At 47.2% G+C, this 18,400-nt stretch carries 17 protein-coding genes; all 17 read left to right on the top strand.

Annotation, left to right across the window (positions count from 1 at the left end; genetic code table 11):
* Positions 1-179: 179 nt before the first annotated feature.
* The 17 genes from rpoB (at position 180) to rpsQ (ending at position 18,373) form a co-directional block, all read left to right on the top strand.
* Positions 180-4,208 carry a DNA-directed RNA polymerase subunit beta gene (gene rpoB / locus FJQ87_RS01575; protein ID WP_140930187.1) on the top strand — a complete coding sequence of 1,343 codons (4,029 nt, stop codon included), beginning with the start codon at positions 180-182 and terminating at the stop codon, positions 4,206-4,208.
* Positions 4,209-4,289: 81 nt separating this feature from the next.
* Positions 4,290-8,501, top strand: coding sequence for a DNA-directed RNA polymerase subunit beta' (gene rpoC / locus FJQ87_RS01580; RefSeq protein WP_140930188.1), 4,212 nt, complete (start codon positions 4,290-4,292; stop codon positions 8,499-8,501).
* Between the two features lie 179 nt (positions 8,502-8,680).
* The gene (gene rpsL / locus FJQ87_RS01585; protein ID WP_140930189.1) at positions 8,681-9,055 is read left to right on the top strand and encodes a 30S ribosomal protein S12; all 375 of its coding nucleotides are present in this window, start codon (positions 8,681-8,683) and stop codon (positions 9,053-9,055) included.
* A gap of 78 nt (positions 9,056-9,133) precedes the next feature.
* A complete protein-coding gene (gene rpsG / locus FJQ87_RS01590; RefSeq protein ID WP_140930190.1) occupies positions 9,134-9,604 on the top strand; it encodes a 30S ribosomal protein S7 in 471 nt (156 codons plus the stop codon).
* A 78-nt stretch (positions 9,605-9,682) separates the two neighbouring features.
* Positions 9,683-11,779, top strand: coding sequence for an elongation factor G (gene fusA / locus FJQ87_RS01595; protein ID WP_140930191.1), 2,097 nt, complete (start codon positions 9,683-9,685; stop codon positions 11,777-11,779).
* Positions 11,780-11,857: 78 nt separating this feature from the next.
* Positions 11,858-13,042, top strand: coding sequence for an elongation factor Tu (tuf, locus tag FJQ87_RS01600; RefSeq protein WP_140930180.1), 1,185 nt, complete (start codon positions 11,858-11,860; stop codon positions 13,040-13,042).
* Between the two features lie 382 nt (positions 13,043-13,424).
* Positions 13,425-13,736 carry a 30S ribosomal protein S10 gene (gene rpsJ, locus FJQ87_RS01605; protein WP_006083601.1) on the top strand — a complete coding sequence of 104 codons (312 nt, stop codon included), beginning with the start codon at positions 13,425-13,427 and terminating at the stop codon, positions 13,734-13,736.
* 27 nt (positions 13,737-13,763) lie between these two features.
* Complete coding sequence (gene rplC, locus FJQ87_RS01610) at positions 13,764-14,402, top strand: 50S ribosomal protein L3 (protein ID WP_140930192.1); 639 nt, start codon at positions 13,764-13,766, stop codon at positions 14,400-14,402.
* 17 nt (positions 14,403-14,419) lie between these two features.
* The gene (gene rplD, locus FJQ87_RS01615; protein WP_140930193.1) at positions 14,420-15,025 is read left to right on the top strand and encodes a 50S ribosomal protein L4; all 606 of its coding nucleotides are present in this window, start codon (positions 14,420-14,422) and stop codon (positions 15,023-15,025) included.
* On the top strand, positions 15,022-15,321 hold the full coding sequence (rplW, locus tag FJQ87_RS01620) for a 50S ribosomal protein L23 (RefSeq protein WP_140930194.1): 300 nt from the start codon (positions 15,022-15,024) through the stop codon (positions 15,319-15,321). Before rplD ends, rplW begins: the two co-directional genes overlap by 4 nt.
* Positions 15,322-15,338: 17 nt before the next feature.
* Positions 15,339-16,163 carry a 50S ribosomal protein L2 gene (gene rplB / locus FJQ87_RS01625; protein WP_140930195.1) on the top strand — a complete coding sequence of 275 codons (825 nt, stop codon included), beginning with the start codon at positions 15,339-15,341 and terminating at the stop codon, positions 16,161-16,163.
* 14 nt (positions 16,164-16,177) lie between these two features.
* Positions 16,178-16,456 carry a 30S ribosomal protein S19 gene (rpsS, locus tag FJQ87_RS01630; protein ID WP_140930196.1) on the top strand — a complete coding sequence of 93 codons (279 nt, stop codon included), beginning with the start codon at positions 16,178-16,180 and terminating at the stop codon, positions 16,454-16,456.
* Between the two features lie 15 nt (positions 16,457-16,471).
* Entirely contained in the window at positions 16,472-16,804 is a 333-nt protein-coding gene (gene rplV / locus FJQ87_RS01635) for a 50S ribosomal protein L22 (protein ID WP_140930197.1), read from the top strand.
* A 9-nt stretch (positions 16,805-16,813) separates the two neighbouring features.
* Positions 16,814-17,503 carry a 30S ribosomal protein S3 gene (rpsC, locus tag FJQ87_RS01640; protein ID WP_140930198.1) on the top strand — a complete coding sequence of 230 codons (690 nt, stop codon included), beginning with the start codon at positions 16,814-16,816 and terminating at the stop codon, positions 17,501-17,503.
* Positions 17,504-17,514: 11 nt separating this feature from the next.
* Entirely contained in the window at positions 17,515-17,925 is a 411-nt protein-coding gene (gene rplP / locus FJQ87_RS01645; protein WP_039036042.1) for a 50S ribosomal protein L16, read from the top strand.
* Complete coding sequence (gene rpmC / locus FJQ87_RS01650; protein WP_140930199.1) at positions 17,925-18,116, top strand: 50S ribosomal protein L29; 192 nt, start codon at positions 17,925-17,927, stop codon at positions 18,114-18,116. Before rplP ends, rpmC begins: the two co-directional genes overlap by 1 nt.
* Positions 18,116-18,373 carry a 30S ribosomal protein S17 gene (gene rpsQ, locus FJQ87_RS01655; RefSeq protein WP_140930200.1) on the top strand — a complete coding sequence of 86 codons (258 nt, stop codon included), beginning with the start codon at positions 18,116-18,118 and terminating at the stop codon, positions 18,371-18,373. Before rpmC ends, rpsQ begins: the two co-directional genes overlap by 1 nt.
* Positions 18,374-18,400: the final 27 nt, after the last annotated feature.

Consider the following 18,400-nt stretch of genomic DNA (forward strand, 5'->3'; position numbering starts at 1 on the left):
AGCCTTTTTTGCGCTATAAGCGCTGGCGATTTTTTCACCGTGTGTCGCCGGATTTTTATGCAGTCCCTAGCAGAGATTACTGGTTAGGTTCTTGCCATCAACGGTGATGGGCAAACGTGCTGGGTTAACACATGAGTGTTGGTTCAGTCTTGGTCACATCTCGCAAGCAGAGGAAACCCATGGTTTACTCCTATTCTGAAAAGAAGCGTATTCGTAAAGACTTTGGTAAGCGTCCAAAGGTTTTGGATATCCCTTACCTGTTGTCTATTCAGTTAGACTCTTTCAAGAAATTCACCGATCAAGATCCTACGGGTGAGCGTGGTTTCGAAGCCGCTTTCCGTAGCGTTTTTCCCATCAAGAGCTTTTCTGGCAATTCTGAGCTGCAGTATGTTAGCTACAAGCTAGGCGAGCCTGTCTTTGATGTGAAAGAGTGTCAAATTCGCGGTGTTACTTATTCCGCTCCACTGCGCGTTAAACTGCGCATGGTTCTGTATGACCGTGAAGCTGCACCGGGCACAGTAAAAGATATCAAAGAGCAAGAAGTCTACATGGGGGATATCCCTCTGATGACTGACAACGGTACTTTTGTTATCAACGGTACTGAGCGTGTAATTGTATCTCAGTTACATCGTAGCCCTGGTGTGTTCTTCGACCACGATCGTGGTAAGACTCACTCATCAGGCAAGGTTTTATATAATGCTCGCATTATTCCTTACCGCGGTTCATGGTTGGATTTCGAATTCGACCCTAAAGATGCGTTATTCGTACGTATCGACCGTCGTCGTAAGTTACCTGCGACCATTATGTTGCGTGCACTGGATTTCAGCACTCAGCAAATCTTAGACACCTTCTTCGATCGGGTTGAATTCAGCCTGAAAAAAGACTCATTAGTCATGAGCCTGTGTCCTGACCGCTTACGTGGCGAAACTGCAAGCTTCGACATCAAAGATTCTGAAGGAACTTTGTTGGTTGAATCTGGCCGTCGTATCACTGCGCGTCATATTCGTCAGTTAGAAAAGACCAATACTACTGAACTGGAAGTTCCAGTTGAGTACATCATTGGTAAAGTGGCTGCACAAGATTATATCGATCCAGATACCGGTGAAGTGTTGGTTAGTGCCAACAATCACCTGAGCCTGGAAGATTTAGCTCAGCTGTCTCTGGCCGGCATCAAAGACATTAGCACTCTGTATATCAATGAATTAGATAACGGTGCTTATATCTCTGACACTCTGCGTATCGATTCAACTACCAATCGCTTAGAAGCGCTGGTAGAAATCTATCGCATGATGCGCCCAGGCGAGCCACCAACCAAGGACGCGGCAGAAGCCTTGTTCCAGAACTTGTTCTTCAGCGAAGAGCGTTATGACCTGTCTAAAGTAGGTCGTATGAAGTTCAACCGTCGTTTAGAAATCGAAGAAGACCAAGGTTCTGGTGTTCTGAGCAATGATGATATCGTTGCTGTGATGAAGAAAATCATCGATATACGTAACGGCAACGACGAAGTCGACGATATTGACCATTTGGGCAACCGTCGTATTCGTAGTGTTGGTGAAATGGCTGAAAACCAGTTCCGTGTTGGTTTAGTCCGTGTTGAGCGTGCAGTTCGTGAGCGTCTGTCTTTAGGCGACTTGAACGAATTAATGCCACAAGACTTAATTAACGCTAAGCCAATTTCTGCGGCAGTGAAAGAATTCTTCGGTTCTTCACAGCTGTCTCAGTTTATGGATCAGAACAACCCATTGTCAGAAGTAACGCATAAGCGTCGTATTTCTGCCCTTGGTCCTGGTGGTTTGACACGTGAGCGCGCGGGCTTCGAAGTTCGAGACGTTCACCCAACTCACTATGGTCGTCTGTGTCCAATTGAGACCCCAGAAGGTCCAAACATTGGTTTGATCAACTCATTGGCGACATTCGCCCGTACTAACTCTTACGGTTTCTTGGAAACTCCTTACCGTAAAGTTATCGACGGTGTGGTAACCGATGAAGTGGAATACCTGTCTGCGATTGAAGAAGGTCGCTATGTGGTTGCTCAGGCAAACATCACATTAGACAGTGAAGGCCGTATCATTGAAGAGCAAGTAGCTTGTCGTCATAAGGGTGATGCCACCTTTATGCGTGCTGCTGACATTCAATATATGGACGTTTCTCCACAGCAGATTATTTCTGTAGCGGCATCTTTGATCCCGTTCCTCGAGCACGACGATGCTAACCGCGCCTTGATGGGTGCGAACATGCAACGTCAGGCTGTACCAACTTTACGCGCTGATAAGCCGTTGGTAGGTACCGGTATTGAACGCGCTCTGGCTGTCGACTCTGGTGTAGTTGTGGCTGCTAAGCGTGGCGGTGTGGTTGATTACGTTGACGCAAGTCGTATCGTAGTTAAGGTTAACGAAGAAGAATTACACGCTGGTGAAGCGGGTATTGATATCTACAACTTAACCAAATACACCCGTTCTAACCAAAACACTTGTATCAACCAGCGTCCATGCTGCAGCGTAGGTGATCCTATTGTTCGTGGTGACGTACTGGCTGACGGTCCTTCAACCGACTTAGGTGATTTGGCGTTAGGTCAGAACATGCGTATCGCATTCATGACTTGGAACGGCTATAACTTCGAGGATTCTATCTTAATCTCTGAGCGTGTAGCTCAAGAAGATAGATTCACCACTATCCATATTCAAGAGCTGTCATGTATTGCTCGTGATACTAAATTGGGTAGCGAAGAAATCACGGCTGACATTCCAAACGTGGGCGAATCTGCTCTGTCTAAATTAGACGAGTCAGGTATCGTTTACATTGGTGCAGAAGTGAAGGGCGGCGACATTCTGGTAGGTAAAGTAACGCCTAAAGGCGAAACTCAGCTGACTCCAGAAGAAAAGTTACTCCGCGCTATCTTCGGTGAAAAAGCCTCTGACGTTAAAGACAGCTCGCTGCGTGTACCTAACTCTGTGAAAGGTACCGTAATCGACGTTCAAGTATTTACCCGTGATGGCGTAGAGAAAGACAAGCGTGCCGTAGAAATCGAAGAGATGCACATAGCTCAAGCTCGTAAAGACTTGACTGAAGAGTTCAAGATCCTTGAAGAAGGTGTTTTGGGCCGTGCACGTAACTTGTTACTGGGTGCTGGATTTAGCGAAGCTAAGCTGACCGAAATTCCACGGAAGGAATTACTGGTACAAGTGATCGACGACGAGACTAAGCAAACTGAATTAGAGCAGTTGGCAGAACAGCACGAAGAGCTGAAAGCTGATTTCGATAAGAAGTTTGATATCAAGCGTCGCAAGATCACCCAAGGTGATGATCTGGCTCCAGGTGTACTGAAAATCGTTAAAGTTTACTTAGCGGTTAAGCGTACTATCCAACCTGGTGACAAGATGGCTGGTCGTCACGGTAACAAGGGTGTTATCTCTAAGATCTGTCCAATTGAAGACATGCCATACGATGACAAGGGTAACCCTGTTGACATCGTACTGAACCCGCTGGGTGTACCATCGCGTATGAACATCGGTCAGGTATTGGAAGTTCACTTGGGTGCTGCTGCTAAGGGTATCGGTAATCGTATTACTGAGATGCTTGAAGAGCAACGCGAGTTAGCTGAGCTGCGTGAGTATCTGAAGAAAGCTTACGAGCTGGGTGATGCACTGCAGCGTGTTGATATTGACAGCTTTACCGATGAAGAAGTGTTGCGCTTGGCTAAACACCTGAAAGGTGGTTTACCTGTTGCTACCCCTGCATTCGACGGTGCAAAAGAATCTGAAATCAAGCAGATGCTGGAATTGGCAGGCTTGCCAACTTCAGGTCAGTTGAAACTGTTTGATGGTCGTACCGGTAATGAGTTTGAGCGTGAAGTAACCGTAGGTTACATGTACATGCTGAAGCTTAACCACTTGGTTGACGACAAGATGCATGCCCGTTCTACCGGTTCTTACAGCTTAGTTACTCAGCAGCCGCTGGGTGGTAAAGCTCAGTTCGGTGGTCAGCGTTTCGGTGAGATGGAAGTATGGGCCCTGGAAGCGTATGGCGCTGCTTATACCTTGCAGGAAATGCTTACCGTTAAGTCAGATGACGTGAATGGTCGTACACAGATGTATAAGAACATCGTGGACGGAAATCATCAAATGCAACCTGGTATGCCTGAGTCCTTCAACGTATTGCTGAAGGAAATCCGTTCACTTGGTATTAATATCGAGTTGGATCAGGACTAAGCGAAGCCCGCTTCGTTTGGCAACATAAATTGGTGTCCCGCCTCGGCGGGGCATCCGGTTTAACTCCTTCAGGAGAGAAACGTGAAAGACTTATTAAAGTTTCTGAAACAGCAAAGTAAGACTGAAGAATTTAATGGTATCAAGATTGGCCTTGCGTCACCTGATCTGATCCGTTCTTGGTCATTTGGTGAAGTTAAGAAGCCTGAAACCATTAACTACCGTACTTTCAAGCCTGAGCGTGAAGGTTTGTTCTGTGCGCGTATTTTTGGTCCGGTAAAAGATTACGAATGTTTGTGTGGTAAATACAAACGCCTTAAGCATCGCGGAGTGATCTGTGAGAAGTGTGGCGTTGAAGTGACTCAAACTAAAGTGCGTCGTGAGCGCATGGGTCACATTGAACTGGCAAGCCCAGTTGCCCACATTTGGTTCTTGAAATCACTGCCATCCCGTATCGGTTTGATGCTGGATATGACCTTGCGTGATATCGAACGTGTTCTGTACTTTGAATCTTTTGTAGTTATCGAAGCTGGTATGACTAGCCTCGAGCGCGGTCAAATGTTGACTGAAGAAACCTACTTAGATGCCTTAGAAGAGTACGGTGATGAGTTTGAAGCTAAGATGGGTGCTGAAGCAGTATTAGAACTGCTGCGCGCAATTGATCTCGAAAAAGAAATCGAGCAAATGCGTGAAGAGCTGCCATCAATCAACTCTGAAACACGTCGTAAGAAAGTCACCAAGCGTTTAAAGCTGATGGAAGCTTTCTTCACTTCAGGCAACAAGCCTGAGTGGATGATCTTGAAAGTGCTGCCAGTACTGCCACCTGACTTACGTCCTTTGGTACCACTGGATGGCGGTCGCTTTGCGACGTCAGATCTGAACGATTTATATCGTCGCGTGATCAACCGTAACAACCGTTTGAAGCGTCTGTTAGATCTGGCTGCGCCAGATATTATCGTACGCAACGAAAAGCGTATGTTGCAGGAATCTGTTGATGCCCTGTTAGATAACGGTCGTCGTGGTCGTGCTATCACAGGTTCTAACAAGCGTCCTCTGAAGTCTTTGGCCGACATGATCAAAGGTAAGCAAGGTCGTTTCCGTCAGAACTTGCTCGGTAAGCGCGTTGACTACTCTGGTCGTTCGGTAATTACCGTAGGTCCAACCTTACGTCTGCATCAGTGTGGTCTTCCTAAGAAGATGGCTCTGGAACTGTTCAAGCCGTTCATCTATGGCAAGTTAGAAGGTCGTGGCTTAGCTACTACCATTAAAGCTGCTAAGAAAATGGTTGAGCGTGAAGTAGGCGAAGTGTGGGACGTATTGGATGAAGTGATCCGCGAACATCCAGTATTGCTTAACCGTGCACCAACACTTCACCGTCTGGGTATCCAGGCGTTTGAACCAGTACTGATCGAAGGTAAAGCGATTCAACTGCACCCATTAGTGTGTGCGGCATACAACGCCGACTTCGACGGTGACCAAATGGCTGTTCACGTTCCTCTGACTCTGGAAGCTCAGTTAGAAGCTCGTGCGTTGATGATGTCAACCAACAACATTCTGTCACCAGCAAACGGTGAACCAATTATCGTTCCTTCTCAGGACGTGGTATTGGGCCTGTACTACACCAGCCGTGAAAAAGTTAACGGTAAAGGTGAAGGCATGGCATTTGCCTGTGTGGCTGAAGCTGAGAAAGCTTACCGTGTAGGTGTTGTTGAACTGCACTCACGCGTGAAAGTACGTATCACTGAAACTCACATTGCTGAGAACGGTGAGCGTACTCAGAGCCGTCGCATTGTAGATACCACTGTTGGTCGTGCACTGCTGTCGATGATCCTGCCACAAGGCATGTCATTTGACTTAGTGAACCAAGACATGGGTAAAAAGCAGATCTCTAAGCTGCTGAACACTTGTTATCGTCAAATGGGTCTGAAAGATACTGTTATCTTCGCTGACCAATTGATGTATACCGGTTTCCATTTCGCCACTATCTCTGGTGCCTCTGTAGGTATCAACGACATGGTGATCCCAGATGAGAAGATTGAATTAGTTGCTGATGCGGAAGCTGAAGTACTGGAAATTCAAGAACAGTTCCAGTCTGGTTTGGTTACTGCAGGTGAGCGTTATAACAAGGTTATCGATATCTGGGCCCGGACAAACGAAAAAGTGTCTAAGGCGATGATGGAGAACCTGTCGACTGAAGCCGTTATCAACAAAGATGGCGTTGAAGAAAGACAGAAGTCATTCAACAGTATCTTTATGATGGCCGACTCAGGCGCTCGTGGTAGTGCTGCCCAGATCCGTCAGTTGGCGGGTATGCGTGGTCTGATGGCGAAACCAGATGGTTCGATCATTGAGACCCCAATTGTGGCAAACTTCCGTGAAGGTCTGAACGTACTTCAGTACTTTATTTCGACTCACGGTGCGCGTAAGGGTCTTGCCGATACCGCATTGAAGACAGCTAACTCGGGTTACCTGACTCGTCGTCTGGTTGATGTTGCTCAAGACTTAGTTGTTATTGAAGACGATTGTGGTACTCACGAAGGTCTGACCATGAAGCCGCTGATTGAAGGTGGTGATGTGGTTGAGCCATTACGCGAACGCGTACTGGGCCGTGTGGTTGCTATTGACGTATTCTATCCAGGTACTAATGACGTATTAGCTCCTCGCAATACCCTGTTAGACGAAGCTTGGTGTGACAAGTTAGAAGAAAACAGCGTTGATGAAGTTATCGTTCGCTCTGTGATCAGCTGTAATACTGACTTTGGTGTGTGTGCTAACTGTTATGGTCGTGACTTGGCTCGTGGCCATATCATCAACCACGGTGAGGCTATCGGTGTTATCGCCGCACAGTCAATCGGTGAACCTGGTACACAGTTAACGATGCGTACCTTCCACATCGGTGGTGCGGCGTCTCGAGCGTCTGCTGAAAACAATGTTCAAGTTAAGAACTCTGGTAGTTTGAAACTGCACAATGCTAAGCACGTAACTAACAACGAAGGTAAGCTGGTAATCGTTTCTCGTTCTTCTGAACTGGCCATCATCGATGAGTTAGGTCGTGAGAAAGAGCGCTATAAAGTACCTTACGGTACCGTGCTTGAAAAACTGGATGATACTTCGGTAAACGCTGGCGAAATCATCGCAAACTGGGATCCACATACTCACCCAATCATCACTGAAGTGGCGGGTTATGTTAAGTTCCAGGATATGATCGATGGCGTGACCATGACTACACAAACCGACGAACTGACTGGTTTGTCTTCAATTGTGGTTCTGGACGTTGGTCAACGTAACTCAGCGGGTAAAGAAATGCGCCCAATGATACGTCTGGTTAACGAGCACGGCGCTGATCTGATGATCCCTGGTACCGAGATTCCAGCTCAGTACTTCTTGCCAGGTAACGCGATTGTGAACCTGCAAGATAACGCGCAAATTCGAGTGGGTGATGCGTTAGCTCGTATTCCACAAGAATCGTCTAAGACACGCGATATTACCGGTGGTCTGCCACGCGTAGCGGATCTGTTCGAAGCACGTAAACCGAAGGAGCCTGCTATTTTGGCAGAGATCTCAGGTACCATTAGTTTCGGTAAAGAAACTAAAGGTAAGCGTCGATTGGTGATTACACCGAACGACGGCGATGCTTATGAAGAGATGATCCCTAAGTGGCGTAACCTGAACGTGTTCGAAGGTGAAAAAGTTGAGCGTGGCGAAGTGATTGCTGACGGCCCAGAAGCCGCTCACGACATTTTGCGTCTGCGTGGTATCCACCATGTCGCCAACTACATCACCAACGAAGTGCAGGACGTTTACCGTCTGCAGGGTGTAAAGATTAACGACAAGCACATCGAAGTGATCGTTCGTCAGATGCTGCGTAAGTGTATCATTACCGAAGCCGGTGACACTGAGTTCTTAGAAGGTGAGCAAGTTGAAGTGGCGCGCGTGAAAATCGCAAACCGCGAACTGGAAGCACAAGGCAAGATTACCGCTAAATTCGATCGTGAATTACTGGGTATCACCAAAGCATCGTTGGCAACTGAGTCATTTATCTCAGCAGCATCGTTCCAGGAAACAACTCGTGTGTTAACTGAAGCTGCCGTTGGTGGTAAGAGCGATGATTTACGTGGTCTGAAAGAAAACGTAATCGTTGGTCGTTTGATCCCTGCTGGTACTGGCTATGCTTATCACATTAAGCGTAACCAAGCTCGTGGTAAGTCAGAGGCTAAAGTTGCCCCGACTATCAGTGCAAGTGAAGCTGAACAAAACTTAGCTGATCTGCTGAACATGACATCTGGGCAGGATTAATAACCTCGCGCACTGAAAAAGGCGCCTTAAGGCGCCTTTTTTATCGGAATTTCACACTAAAGTTGGCTATTTCTTGACAGGCTGGCATTAGCTTTCTAAAATTCCGCCTCCCACACTTGTGGGAATAGATTTTTTACACCCTTACAACTTCAGTTATTATCAACTGATTGGAGCTTTAAATGGCAACAGTTAACCAGTTGGTACGTAAGCCACGTCGCGCATTGGTAGAAAAAACCAATGTTCCAGCGTTGGCCGCGTGCCCACAAAAGCGTGGTGTTTGTACTCGTGTGTACACCACTACCCCTAAGAAACCAAACTCTGCTCTGCGTAAAGTAGCACGTGTGCGTTTGACCAACGGTTTTGAAGTTACTTCATACATCGGCGGTGAAGGCCACAACCTGCAAGAGCACAGTGTGATCCTGATCCGTGGTGGTCGTGTTAAAGACTTACCAGGTGTGCGCTATCACACTATTCGTGGCGCATTAGACTGTGCTGGCGTGACTACTCGTCGCCAAGCTCGTTCTAAGTACGGTGCTAAGCGTCCTAAGTCTTAACGTATCCGTTAAGTAAGGCCAAGCTAGATTAATTGAGATTCCAGTTTTGGAAATCCCTGAAGCATACGGAGAATTGTTATGCCAAGACGTCGCGTTGTAGGACAACGTAAAATCCTACCTGATCCAAAGTTCCACAGTGAGTTGCTGGCTAAGTTCATCAACGTCATTATGCAGGACGGCAAAAAGTCGACTGCTGAAAAAATTATCTACAAAGCATTAGATGTTGTTTCTGCCAAAAAAGGCGAAGATCATCTGGTAATCCTGGAAGCAGCTTTAGATAACGTACGTCCAACTGTCGAAGTTAAATCTCGTCGCGTTGGTGGTTCTACTTATCAAGTTCCTTGTGAAGTTCGCCCAGTTCGTCGCAATGCGTTAGCAATGCGTTGGTTGGTTGAAGCTGCTCGTAAGCGTGGTGAAAAATCTATGGCTCTGCGCCTGGCTGGTGAAATGCTGGACGCATCCGACAACAAAGGCACTGCCGTTAAGAAGCGCGAAGACGTGCATCGCATGGCAGAAGCAAACAAAGCGTTTGCTCATTACCGCTGGTAATTGCTTTATATGGGGGTGGGCGCAAGCCCACGCCTTTATCGATTTGCCCAGGACAACCTGGTTAAGAGGGAATAAATCGTGGCTCGTACAACTCCAATTGAGCGTTACCGTAATATCGGTATTTGTGCTCACGTTGACGCTGGTAAAACCACTACGACAGAACGTGTACTGTTTTATACCGGATTGTCTCATAAGATCGGTGAAGTTCACGATGGTGCAGCAACAACTGACTGGATGGTGCAAGAGCAAGAGCGAGGCATTACTATCACCTCTGCGGCCGTGACCACCTTCTGGCGCGGTATGGATGCTCAGTTCACTGAACATCGTATTAATATCATTGATACTCCTGGTCACGTTGACTTTACCATTGAAGTTGAGCGCTCATTACGCGTGCTTGATGGTGCTGTGGTAGTCTTTTGTGGTTCATCTGGAGTAGAGCCCCAATCTGAAACAGTATGGCGTCAAGCTGACAAATACCACGTTCCGCGTATGGTGTTTGTGAACAAGATGGACCGTGCTGGCGCTGATTTTGATCGCGTAGTGAATCAAATTCGTAAGCGCTTGGGTGCGACCTGTGTACCTATTCAAATGAATATCGGTGCCGAAGAGAATTTTAAAGGGGTTGTTGACCTGATTAAGATGAAAGCCATTAACTGGAATGAAGCAGACCAGGGTATGACTTTTACTTATGAGCCAATTCCTGAGCACTTAGTGGCGAAAGCAACTGAGATGCGTGAGTACCTGGTTGAAGCAGCGGCAGAGGCCACTGACGAGCTGATGGATAAATACCTAGAAGAAGGTGATTTGTCAGAAGAAGAAATTAAGCTCGCGCTGCGCCAACGTACCATTAATAACGAAATTGTATTAGCAACCTGCGGTAGTGCCTTTAAGAATAAAGGTGTTCAAGCTGTGCTTGATGCCGTGGTTGAATATCTGCCAGCCCCAATCGATGTGCCTGCCATTAAAGGTATCGATGAGGATGAGCAAGAAGTTGAGCGTCATGCTGAAGATGATGCCCCGTTCTCTGCGTTGGCATTTAAAATTGCAACTGACCCATTTGTCGGTACCTTGACCTTTATTCGTGTATATTCCGGTGTATTAGAGTCAGGTTCAGCCGCTTATAACTCAGTAAAAATGAAACGTGAGCGTATTGGCCGTATCGTGCAGATGCATGCTAATGACCGCAACGAATTAAAAGAAGTACGTGCCGGTGATATCGCCGCATTGATTGGCTTGAAAGATGTGACCACAGGCGATACCTTGTGTGACCCTGATCACAAAGTAATTCTTGAGCGCATGGAATTTCCTGAGCCAGTGATTACTATCGCAGTAGAGCCAAGATCGAAAGCTGATCAAGATAAGATGGGTATCGCGCTACAAAAGTTAGCCGCAGAAGATCCATCTTTCCGTGTAGAGACCGATGAAGAGTCAGGGCAAACCCTGATTTCTGGTATGGGTGAGCTACACTTGGATATCATCGTTGACCGCATGCGCCGTGAGTTTAGCGTTGAATGTAACGTTGGTAAGCCACAAGTTGCCTATCGTGAAACTATCCGCTCAGCGGTTGAAGTTGAAGGCAAGTTTGTTCGTCAGTCAGGCGGTCGCGGTCAATTTGGTCACGTATGGTTAAAGCTGGAGCCGCAAGAAGAAGGCTTTGGTTATGAATTCGTCAACGCTATTGTTGGTGGTGTTATTCCAAAGGAATACATTCCAGCCGTTGACAAAGGTATCCAAGAACAGACGAAGAATGGCGTACTTGCCGGCTTCCCTGTGTTGGACGTGAAAGTCACTTTATTCGATGGTTCATATCATGATGTGGATTCGAATGAGATGGCTTTCAAGGTTGCAGGTTCTATGGGCTTCAAGAAGGGTGCGCTTCAAGCCAACCCTGTGTTGCTCGAGCCTTGCATGAAAGTTGAGGTAACTACCCCTGAAGATTATATGGGTGACGTGGTCGGAGATCTGAGCCGTCGCCGCGGAATAATCGAAGGAATGGACGATGGCATCGGTGGTGTTAAACTGGTCCATGCTGTAGTACCTTTATCTGAAATGTTTGGTTATGCGACTGATTTGCGGTCCGCATCTCAGGGTCGTGCTTCATACTCTATGGAGTTTTTGAAGTACGCTGAAGCACCACAAAACATTGCTAAGGCAGTGATCGAGTCCCGCAATTAATTTTGGCTGGGGCAGGCCTGCAATTTTGACTGATTATCTCCCGAATGACGGGTATTTCTGAAAAGAAAGGAATTTATCGTGGCTAAAGCTAAATTTGAACGTAAAAAACCCCACGTTAACGTGGGCACCATCGGTCACGTTGACCATGGTAAAACCACTCTGACCGCTGCTATTTCACACGTACTGGCTAAAACCTACGGTGGTGAAGCTCGTGATTTCGCACAAATCGATAACGCTCCAGAAGAGCGTGAGCGCGGTATTACCATTAATACCTCTCACATCGAATATGACACTCCTTCACGCCACTATGCGCACGTAGACTGTCCAGGTCACGCCGATTATGTTAAAAACATGATCACTGGTGCTGCTCAGATGGACGGCGCTATCCTGGTAGTTGCTTCTACTGATGGTCCAATGCCACAGACTCGTGAGCACATCCTGCTTTCTCGTCAGGTAGGTGTACCTTTCATCATCGTATTCATGAACAAGTGTGACATGGTAGATGACGAAGAGCTGCTGGAACTGGTTGAGATGGAAGTTCGTGAACTGCTGTCTGAATATGACTTCCCAGGTGATGATTTACCAGTAATTCAGGGTTCTGCTCTGAAAGCACTGGAAGGCGAGCCTGAGTGGGAAGCTAAGATCATTGAACTGGCAGAAGCCCTGGATTCTTATATTCCAGAGCCAGAGCGTGACATCGATAAGCCATTCCTGCTGCCAATCGAAGACGTATTCTCTATTTCAGGCCGTGGTACTGTAGTAACTGGTCGTGTAGAGCGCGGTATCGTTAAAGTTGGTGACGAAGTAGAAATCGTTGGTGTTCGTGACACTACTAAGACTACTTGTACTGGTGTTGAAATGTTCCGTAAACTGCTTGACGAAGGTCGTGCAGGTGAGAACTGTGGTGTTCTGTTACGTGGTACTAAGCGTGATGACGTAGAACGTGGTCAAGTACTGGCTAAGCCAGGCTCAATCAACCCACACACTACTTTTGAATCAGAAGTATACGTACTGTCTAAAGATGAAGGCGGACGTCACACTCCATTCTTCAAAGGCTACCGTCCACAGTTCTACTTCCGTACAACTGACGTAACCGGTACTATCGAACTGCCAGAAGGCGTTGAAATGGTAATGCCAGGCGACAACATCAAGATGGTTGTTACCCTGATTTGCCCAATCGCGATGGACGAAGGTTTACGCTTCGCTATCCGTGAAGGTGGCCGTACTGTTGGTGCTGGTGTTGTTGCTAAGATCATCGCTTAATTGCGAACTTAGTTAGACACTAAAAGAGGAGACTTAGGTCTCCTTTTTTATTGGCTGCGATTTGGATATGGTTAATTGTTCAGAAAAAGCAGATTGTCACGAAATAATTGCACTCATCAAAAAAAGACCGTATAATCCGCGCACTTTAATAAACAGCATTAATGTTGATTATTCGCACAGCAGGGTTGCTATTTAAAAGTAGCCGTGTATAATGTGCCCCTCACTTACTTAAAGTAAGCGAATATATTGATTAAGCAATTGCCTTAATCATAAACAGCGGCTCCGATTGGGAGTCGAACGGTTAAATCATCTCGCTCTGCCTTTCTATATTGAAACGGCTAGAGGGTGATTTTTTATGTGTCCATTTTAGGAGCTCTGGTCAATGCAGAACCAAAGAATCCGTATCCGCTTAAAAGGATTCGATCATCGTTTGATTGATCAGTCTACTGCGGAAATCGTTGAAACTGCTAAACGTACTGGCGCCCAGGTACGTGGTCCTATTCCACTACCTACGCGTAAAGAGCGTTACACCATTTTGATCTCTCCGCACGTTAATAAAGATGCACGTGACCAGTACGAACTGCGTACTCACAAGCGTCTGGTTGACATCGTAGAGCCAACCGAGAAGACCGTTGACGCTCTGATGCGTCTGGATCTTGCCGCTGGTGTAGATGTTCAGATTAGCTTGGGTTAATTGAGATCCAAAGAAGAGGTTTGAGAGATGGCTATCGGTCTTATTGGTCGTAAAGTGGGTATGACTCGCATCTTCACTGAAGATGGCGTTTCAATCCCGGTAACCGTAATTGAAGTTGCCGCTAACCGTGTTACCCAAGTGAAAACTTTGGAAACTGACGGTTACCGTGCACTGCAAGTTACAACAGGTGCCAAAAAAGCCAATCGCATCACTAAGCCAGAAGCTGGCCATTTTGCCAAGGCAGGCGTTGAAGCCGGCCGTGGTTTGTGGGAAGTTCGTCTGGCAGACGGTGAAGGCGAAGGCATTGAAGTTGGTGCTGAGCTGAACGTTGATATCTTCGCTGATGTAGCGAAAGTAGATGTTACCGGTCAATCAAAAGGTAAAGGTTTCCAGGGCGGCGTTAAGCGTTGGAACTTCCGTACTCAAGATATGACTCACGGTAACTCCTTGGCGCACCGCGCGAACGGTTCTATCGGTCAGAACCAGTCGCCAGGTCGCGTATTTAAAGGCAAGAAAATGTCAGGCCACATGGGTGCCGAGCAAGTAACTACTCAAAATCTAGACGTTGTACGTGTAGATGCTGAGCGTAACCTGCTACTGGTGAGAGGTGCCGTTCCTGGCGCTACCAATGGCGACTTGATTATCAAGCCTGCTGTTAAAGCTTAAGGTCTGAGGAGATAGTAATGGAATTGGTATTGAAAGACGCGCAACGCGCTCTTGAAGTTTCCGAAACTACCTTCGGCCGTGACTTTAATGAAGCACTGGTTCATCAGGTAGTTGTAGCATACGCTGCAAACGCGCGTCAGGGCACTCGTGCTCAAAAGACTCGCGCGGAAGTAACTGGCTCAGGCAAAAAGCCTTGGCGCCAGAAAGGTACGGGCCGTGCTCGTGCTGGTAGTGTGAAAAGCCCAATTTGGCGTGGAGGCGGCGTAACATTTGCTGCTAAAACTCAAGATCACAGCCAAAAAGTTAACAAGAAGATGTACCGTGGTGCTCTGATGAGCATTCTGTCTGAATTGGTACGTCAAGACCGTCTGATCGTAGTTGAAGAGTTCTCTGTAGAAGCTCCTAAAACTAAAGAGCTGAAAGCAAAGCTGGCAGCCATGGATTTAGAAGACGTGTTAATTGTTACTGCTGAAGTTGATGAGAACTTGTTCTTAGCTGCTCGCAATCTGTACAAGGTTGACGTTCGTGATGTTGCAGGTCTCGACCCTGTAAGTCTGATCGCTTTCAACAAAGTGCTTGTGACTGCTGCTGCTGTGAAGCAAATCGAGGAGATGCTAGCATGATCCGCGAAGAACGTTTGCTGAAAGTTATTCTGGCTCCGCACATCTCTGAAAAGAGCACCGTGAACGCCGAAAAAACTAACACTGTAGTTTTCCGTGTAGCTATCGATGCCACTAAGGCTGAGATTAAAGCTGCCGTAGCAAAGCTATTCGAAGTTGAAGTTGACTCAGTTCGCACTTTGGTAAACAAAGGTAAAACTAAGCGCACCGGTGGCCGTGTTGGTCGTCGCAGCGATTGGAAAAAAGCCTATGTTACCTTGGCTGCTGGTGCTGATATTGATTTCGTTGGCGCTGAGTAAGCAAAGGGAGAATTATCATGGCAATTGTTAAATGTAAGCCAACCTCTCCAGGTCGTCGCCACCTTGTAAAAGTGGTTAACACCGACCTGCATAAGGGTAAACCTTTTGCTGGCCTGCTGGCGAAAAAATCTAAGTCTGGTGGTCGTAACAACACCGGTCGTATCACTGTCCGTCATGTGGGCGGTGGTCATAAGCAACATTATCGTCTGATCGACTTTAAGCGTAACAAAGATGGTATTCAGGGCAAAGTAGAACGCCTGGAATACGATCCGAACCGTACCGCGAACATCGCGCTGGTTCTGTACGCTGACGGTGAGCGTCGCTATGTTCTTGCCGCTAAAGGCATGAAAGCTGGTGACCTGATCAAGTCTGGTGTTGATGCTGACATCAAAGTAGGTAATGCACTGCCACTGCGTAACATTCCAGTGGGTTCTGTAGTACACGCTGTTGAAATGAAGCCTGGTAAAGGCGCTCAGATCGCACGTTCTGCAGGTGCTTATGTACAAGTTGTAGCTCGTGATGGTGCCTATGCAACTCTGCGTCTTCGCTCTGGCGAAATGCGTAAAGTTCCAGTAGATTGCCGCGCGACTTTAGGTGAAGTTGGTAACGCCGAACACATGCTGCGCCAGTTAGGTAAAGCAGGTGCTAAGCGCTGGAGAGGCATTCGCCCGACAGTGCGTGGTGTTGCAATGAACCCTGTAGATCACCCACATGGTGGTGGTGAAGGTCGTACTTCAGGTGGTCGTCACCCAGTGACTCCATGGGGCGTTCCTACTAAGGGTTATAAGACTCGTAGTAATAAGCGCACTGACAAGTACATTGTACGTCGTCGTAATAAGTAATAAGAGGATTCGCCATGCCACGTTCTCTCAAGAAAGGTCCTTTCATTGACCTGCACTTGCTGAAGAAGGTAGAGAAAGCGATGGAAGCCGGTGACAAGAAGCCAATTAAAACTTGGTCTCGCCGCTCAATGATCATCCCAACTATGATTGGTTTGACCATCGCTGTCCATAATGGTCGTCAGCACGTACCTGTTTTCGTAACTGACGAAATGATAGGCCATAAACTGGGTGAATTCTCACCAACTCGCACTTATCGCGGCCATGCTGCAGATAAGAAAGCGAAGAAGCGTTAATACGGGAGGAATAAGATGGAAGTTTTAGCTAAACATCGTTTTGCCCGTACTTCAGCGCAAAAAGCTCGCTTAGTTGCTGATCAGATCCGCGGTTTGCCTGTTTCAAAGGCCCTTGAGATCTTGACCTTCAGCCCTAAGAAAGCGGCCGTACTGGTAAAGAAAGTAGTTGACTCAGCTATTGCAAACGCAGAGCACAACGAAGGTGCAGACATCGACGAGCTGAAAATAGCCAAGGTTTTCGTAGACGAAGGCCCAACTATGAAGCGCATCATGCCTCGTGCTAAAGGTCGTGCTGATCGTATCATGAAGCGTACCAGCCACATTACTGTGGTTGTATCAGATCGCTAGGAGAGAGCAATGGGACAGAAAGTACATCCTAATGGTATCCGTCTGGGTATCACTAAGCCTTGGATCTCTACCTGGTACGCAGATAAGTCAGACTATGCAAATAATCTGAACAGCGACTGGGAAGTGCGTAAGTTTCTTGAAAAGAAGCTGAAAGCCGCATCAGTATCTAAGATTGTTATCGAACGCCCAGCGAAAAGCATTCGCATTACTATTCACACTGCCCGCCCAGGTATTGTGATTGGTAAGAAAGGCGAAGATGTTGAAGTATTGCGTGCCGAAGTTGCAAAACTGACTGGTACCCCTGCTCAGATTAACATCGCTGAGATCCGTAAGCCTGAAATGGACGCAAAACTGGTAGCTGACTCTATTGCTCAGCAGCTAGAGCGTCGCGTAATGTTCCGTCGTGCTATGAAGCGCGCAGTACAAAACGCCATGCGTATCGGTGCCCAAGGTATCAAAGTAGAAGTTAGTGGCCGTTTAGGCGGCGCTGAGATTGCGCGTTCAGAGTGGTATCGTGAAGGTCGTGTACCTTTGCATACCCTGCGTGCTGACATCGACTATTCTACTGCAGAAAGTCACACCCAATACGGTGTGATTGGCATTAAAGTTTGGATCTTCAAAGGTGAAGTTCTGGACGGTATGCTGCCTCAGATCGAAGAGCCGAAGCAGCAACCTAAGCGCAAGCCTCGTAACAAGTAGGAGAGCCAGCAATGCTGCAACCTAAACGTATGAAGTTTCGCAAGATGTTCAAAGGCCGCAACCGTGGTCTAGCGAACGGTACTGAAGTAAGCTTCGGTACTTTCGGTCTGAAAGCAGTCGGCCGTGGCCGCTTAACTGCTCGCCAGATCGAATCTGCGCGTCGTGCAATGACACGTCACATTAAGCGTCAGGGACAAATCTGGATTCGGGTTTTCCCAGACAAGCCAATTACCTCTAAGCCTCTTGAAGTGCGTATGGGTAAAGGTAAAGGTAACGTTGAATACTGGGTATGTCAGATTCAACCTGGTAAGGTACTCTACGAAATGAATGGCGTATCTGAAGAGTTGGCCCGCGAAGCTTTCGCACTGGCCGCTGCCAAGTTGCCAATCAAGACTACCTTCGTAACTAAGACGGTGATGTAATGAAAGCGAGCGAACTAAGAGAAAAGGGCGTTGAAGAATTAAACGCTGAATTACTTGGTCTGCTGCGTGAGCAGTTTAACCTGCGCATGCAACACGCAACTGGTCAACTGGCTCAAACTCACCAGCTGAAAACAGTGCGTCGTAACATTGCGCGCGTTAAGACCATTATTACTTCTAAGGCAGGTGCATAATGTCTCAGGCAATCCGTACTTTGCAAGGTCGTGTGACCAGCAATAAGATGGACAAGTCCATCACTGTTGCCATTGAACGTCAAGTTAAGCACCCAATCTATGGCAAGTACATCAAACGTACTACCAAGATTCATGCCCATGACGAGCAAAATCAGTGTCAAGAAGGCGATGTAGTCACTATCCGTGAATGTCGTCCTCTGTCTAAGACTAAGTCTTGGACTCTGGTTGAAGTAGTTTTTAGACCTAACGTAGCGTAAGGTCTTTTTAGCGAAACGGCCCCTTTT

This window comes from Shewanella sp. SNU WT4, assembly GCF_006494715.1.
Lineage (GTDB): Bacteria > Pseudomonadota > Gammaproteobacteria > Enterobacterales > Shewanellaceae > Shewanella.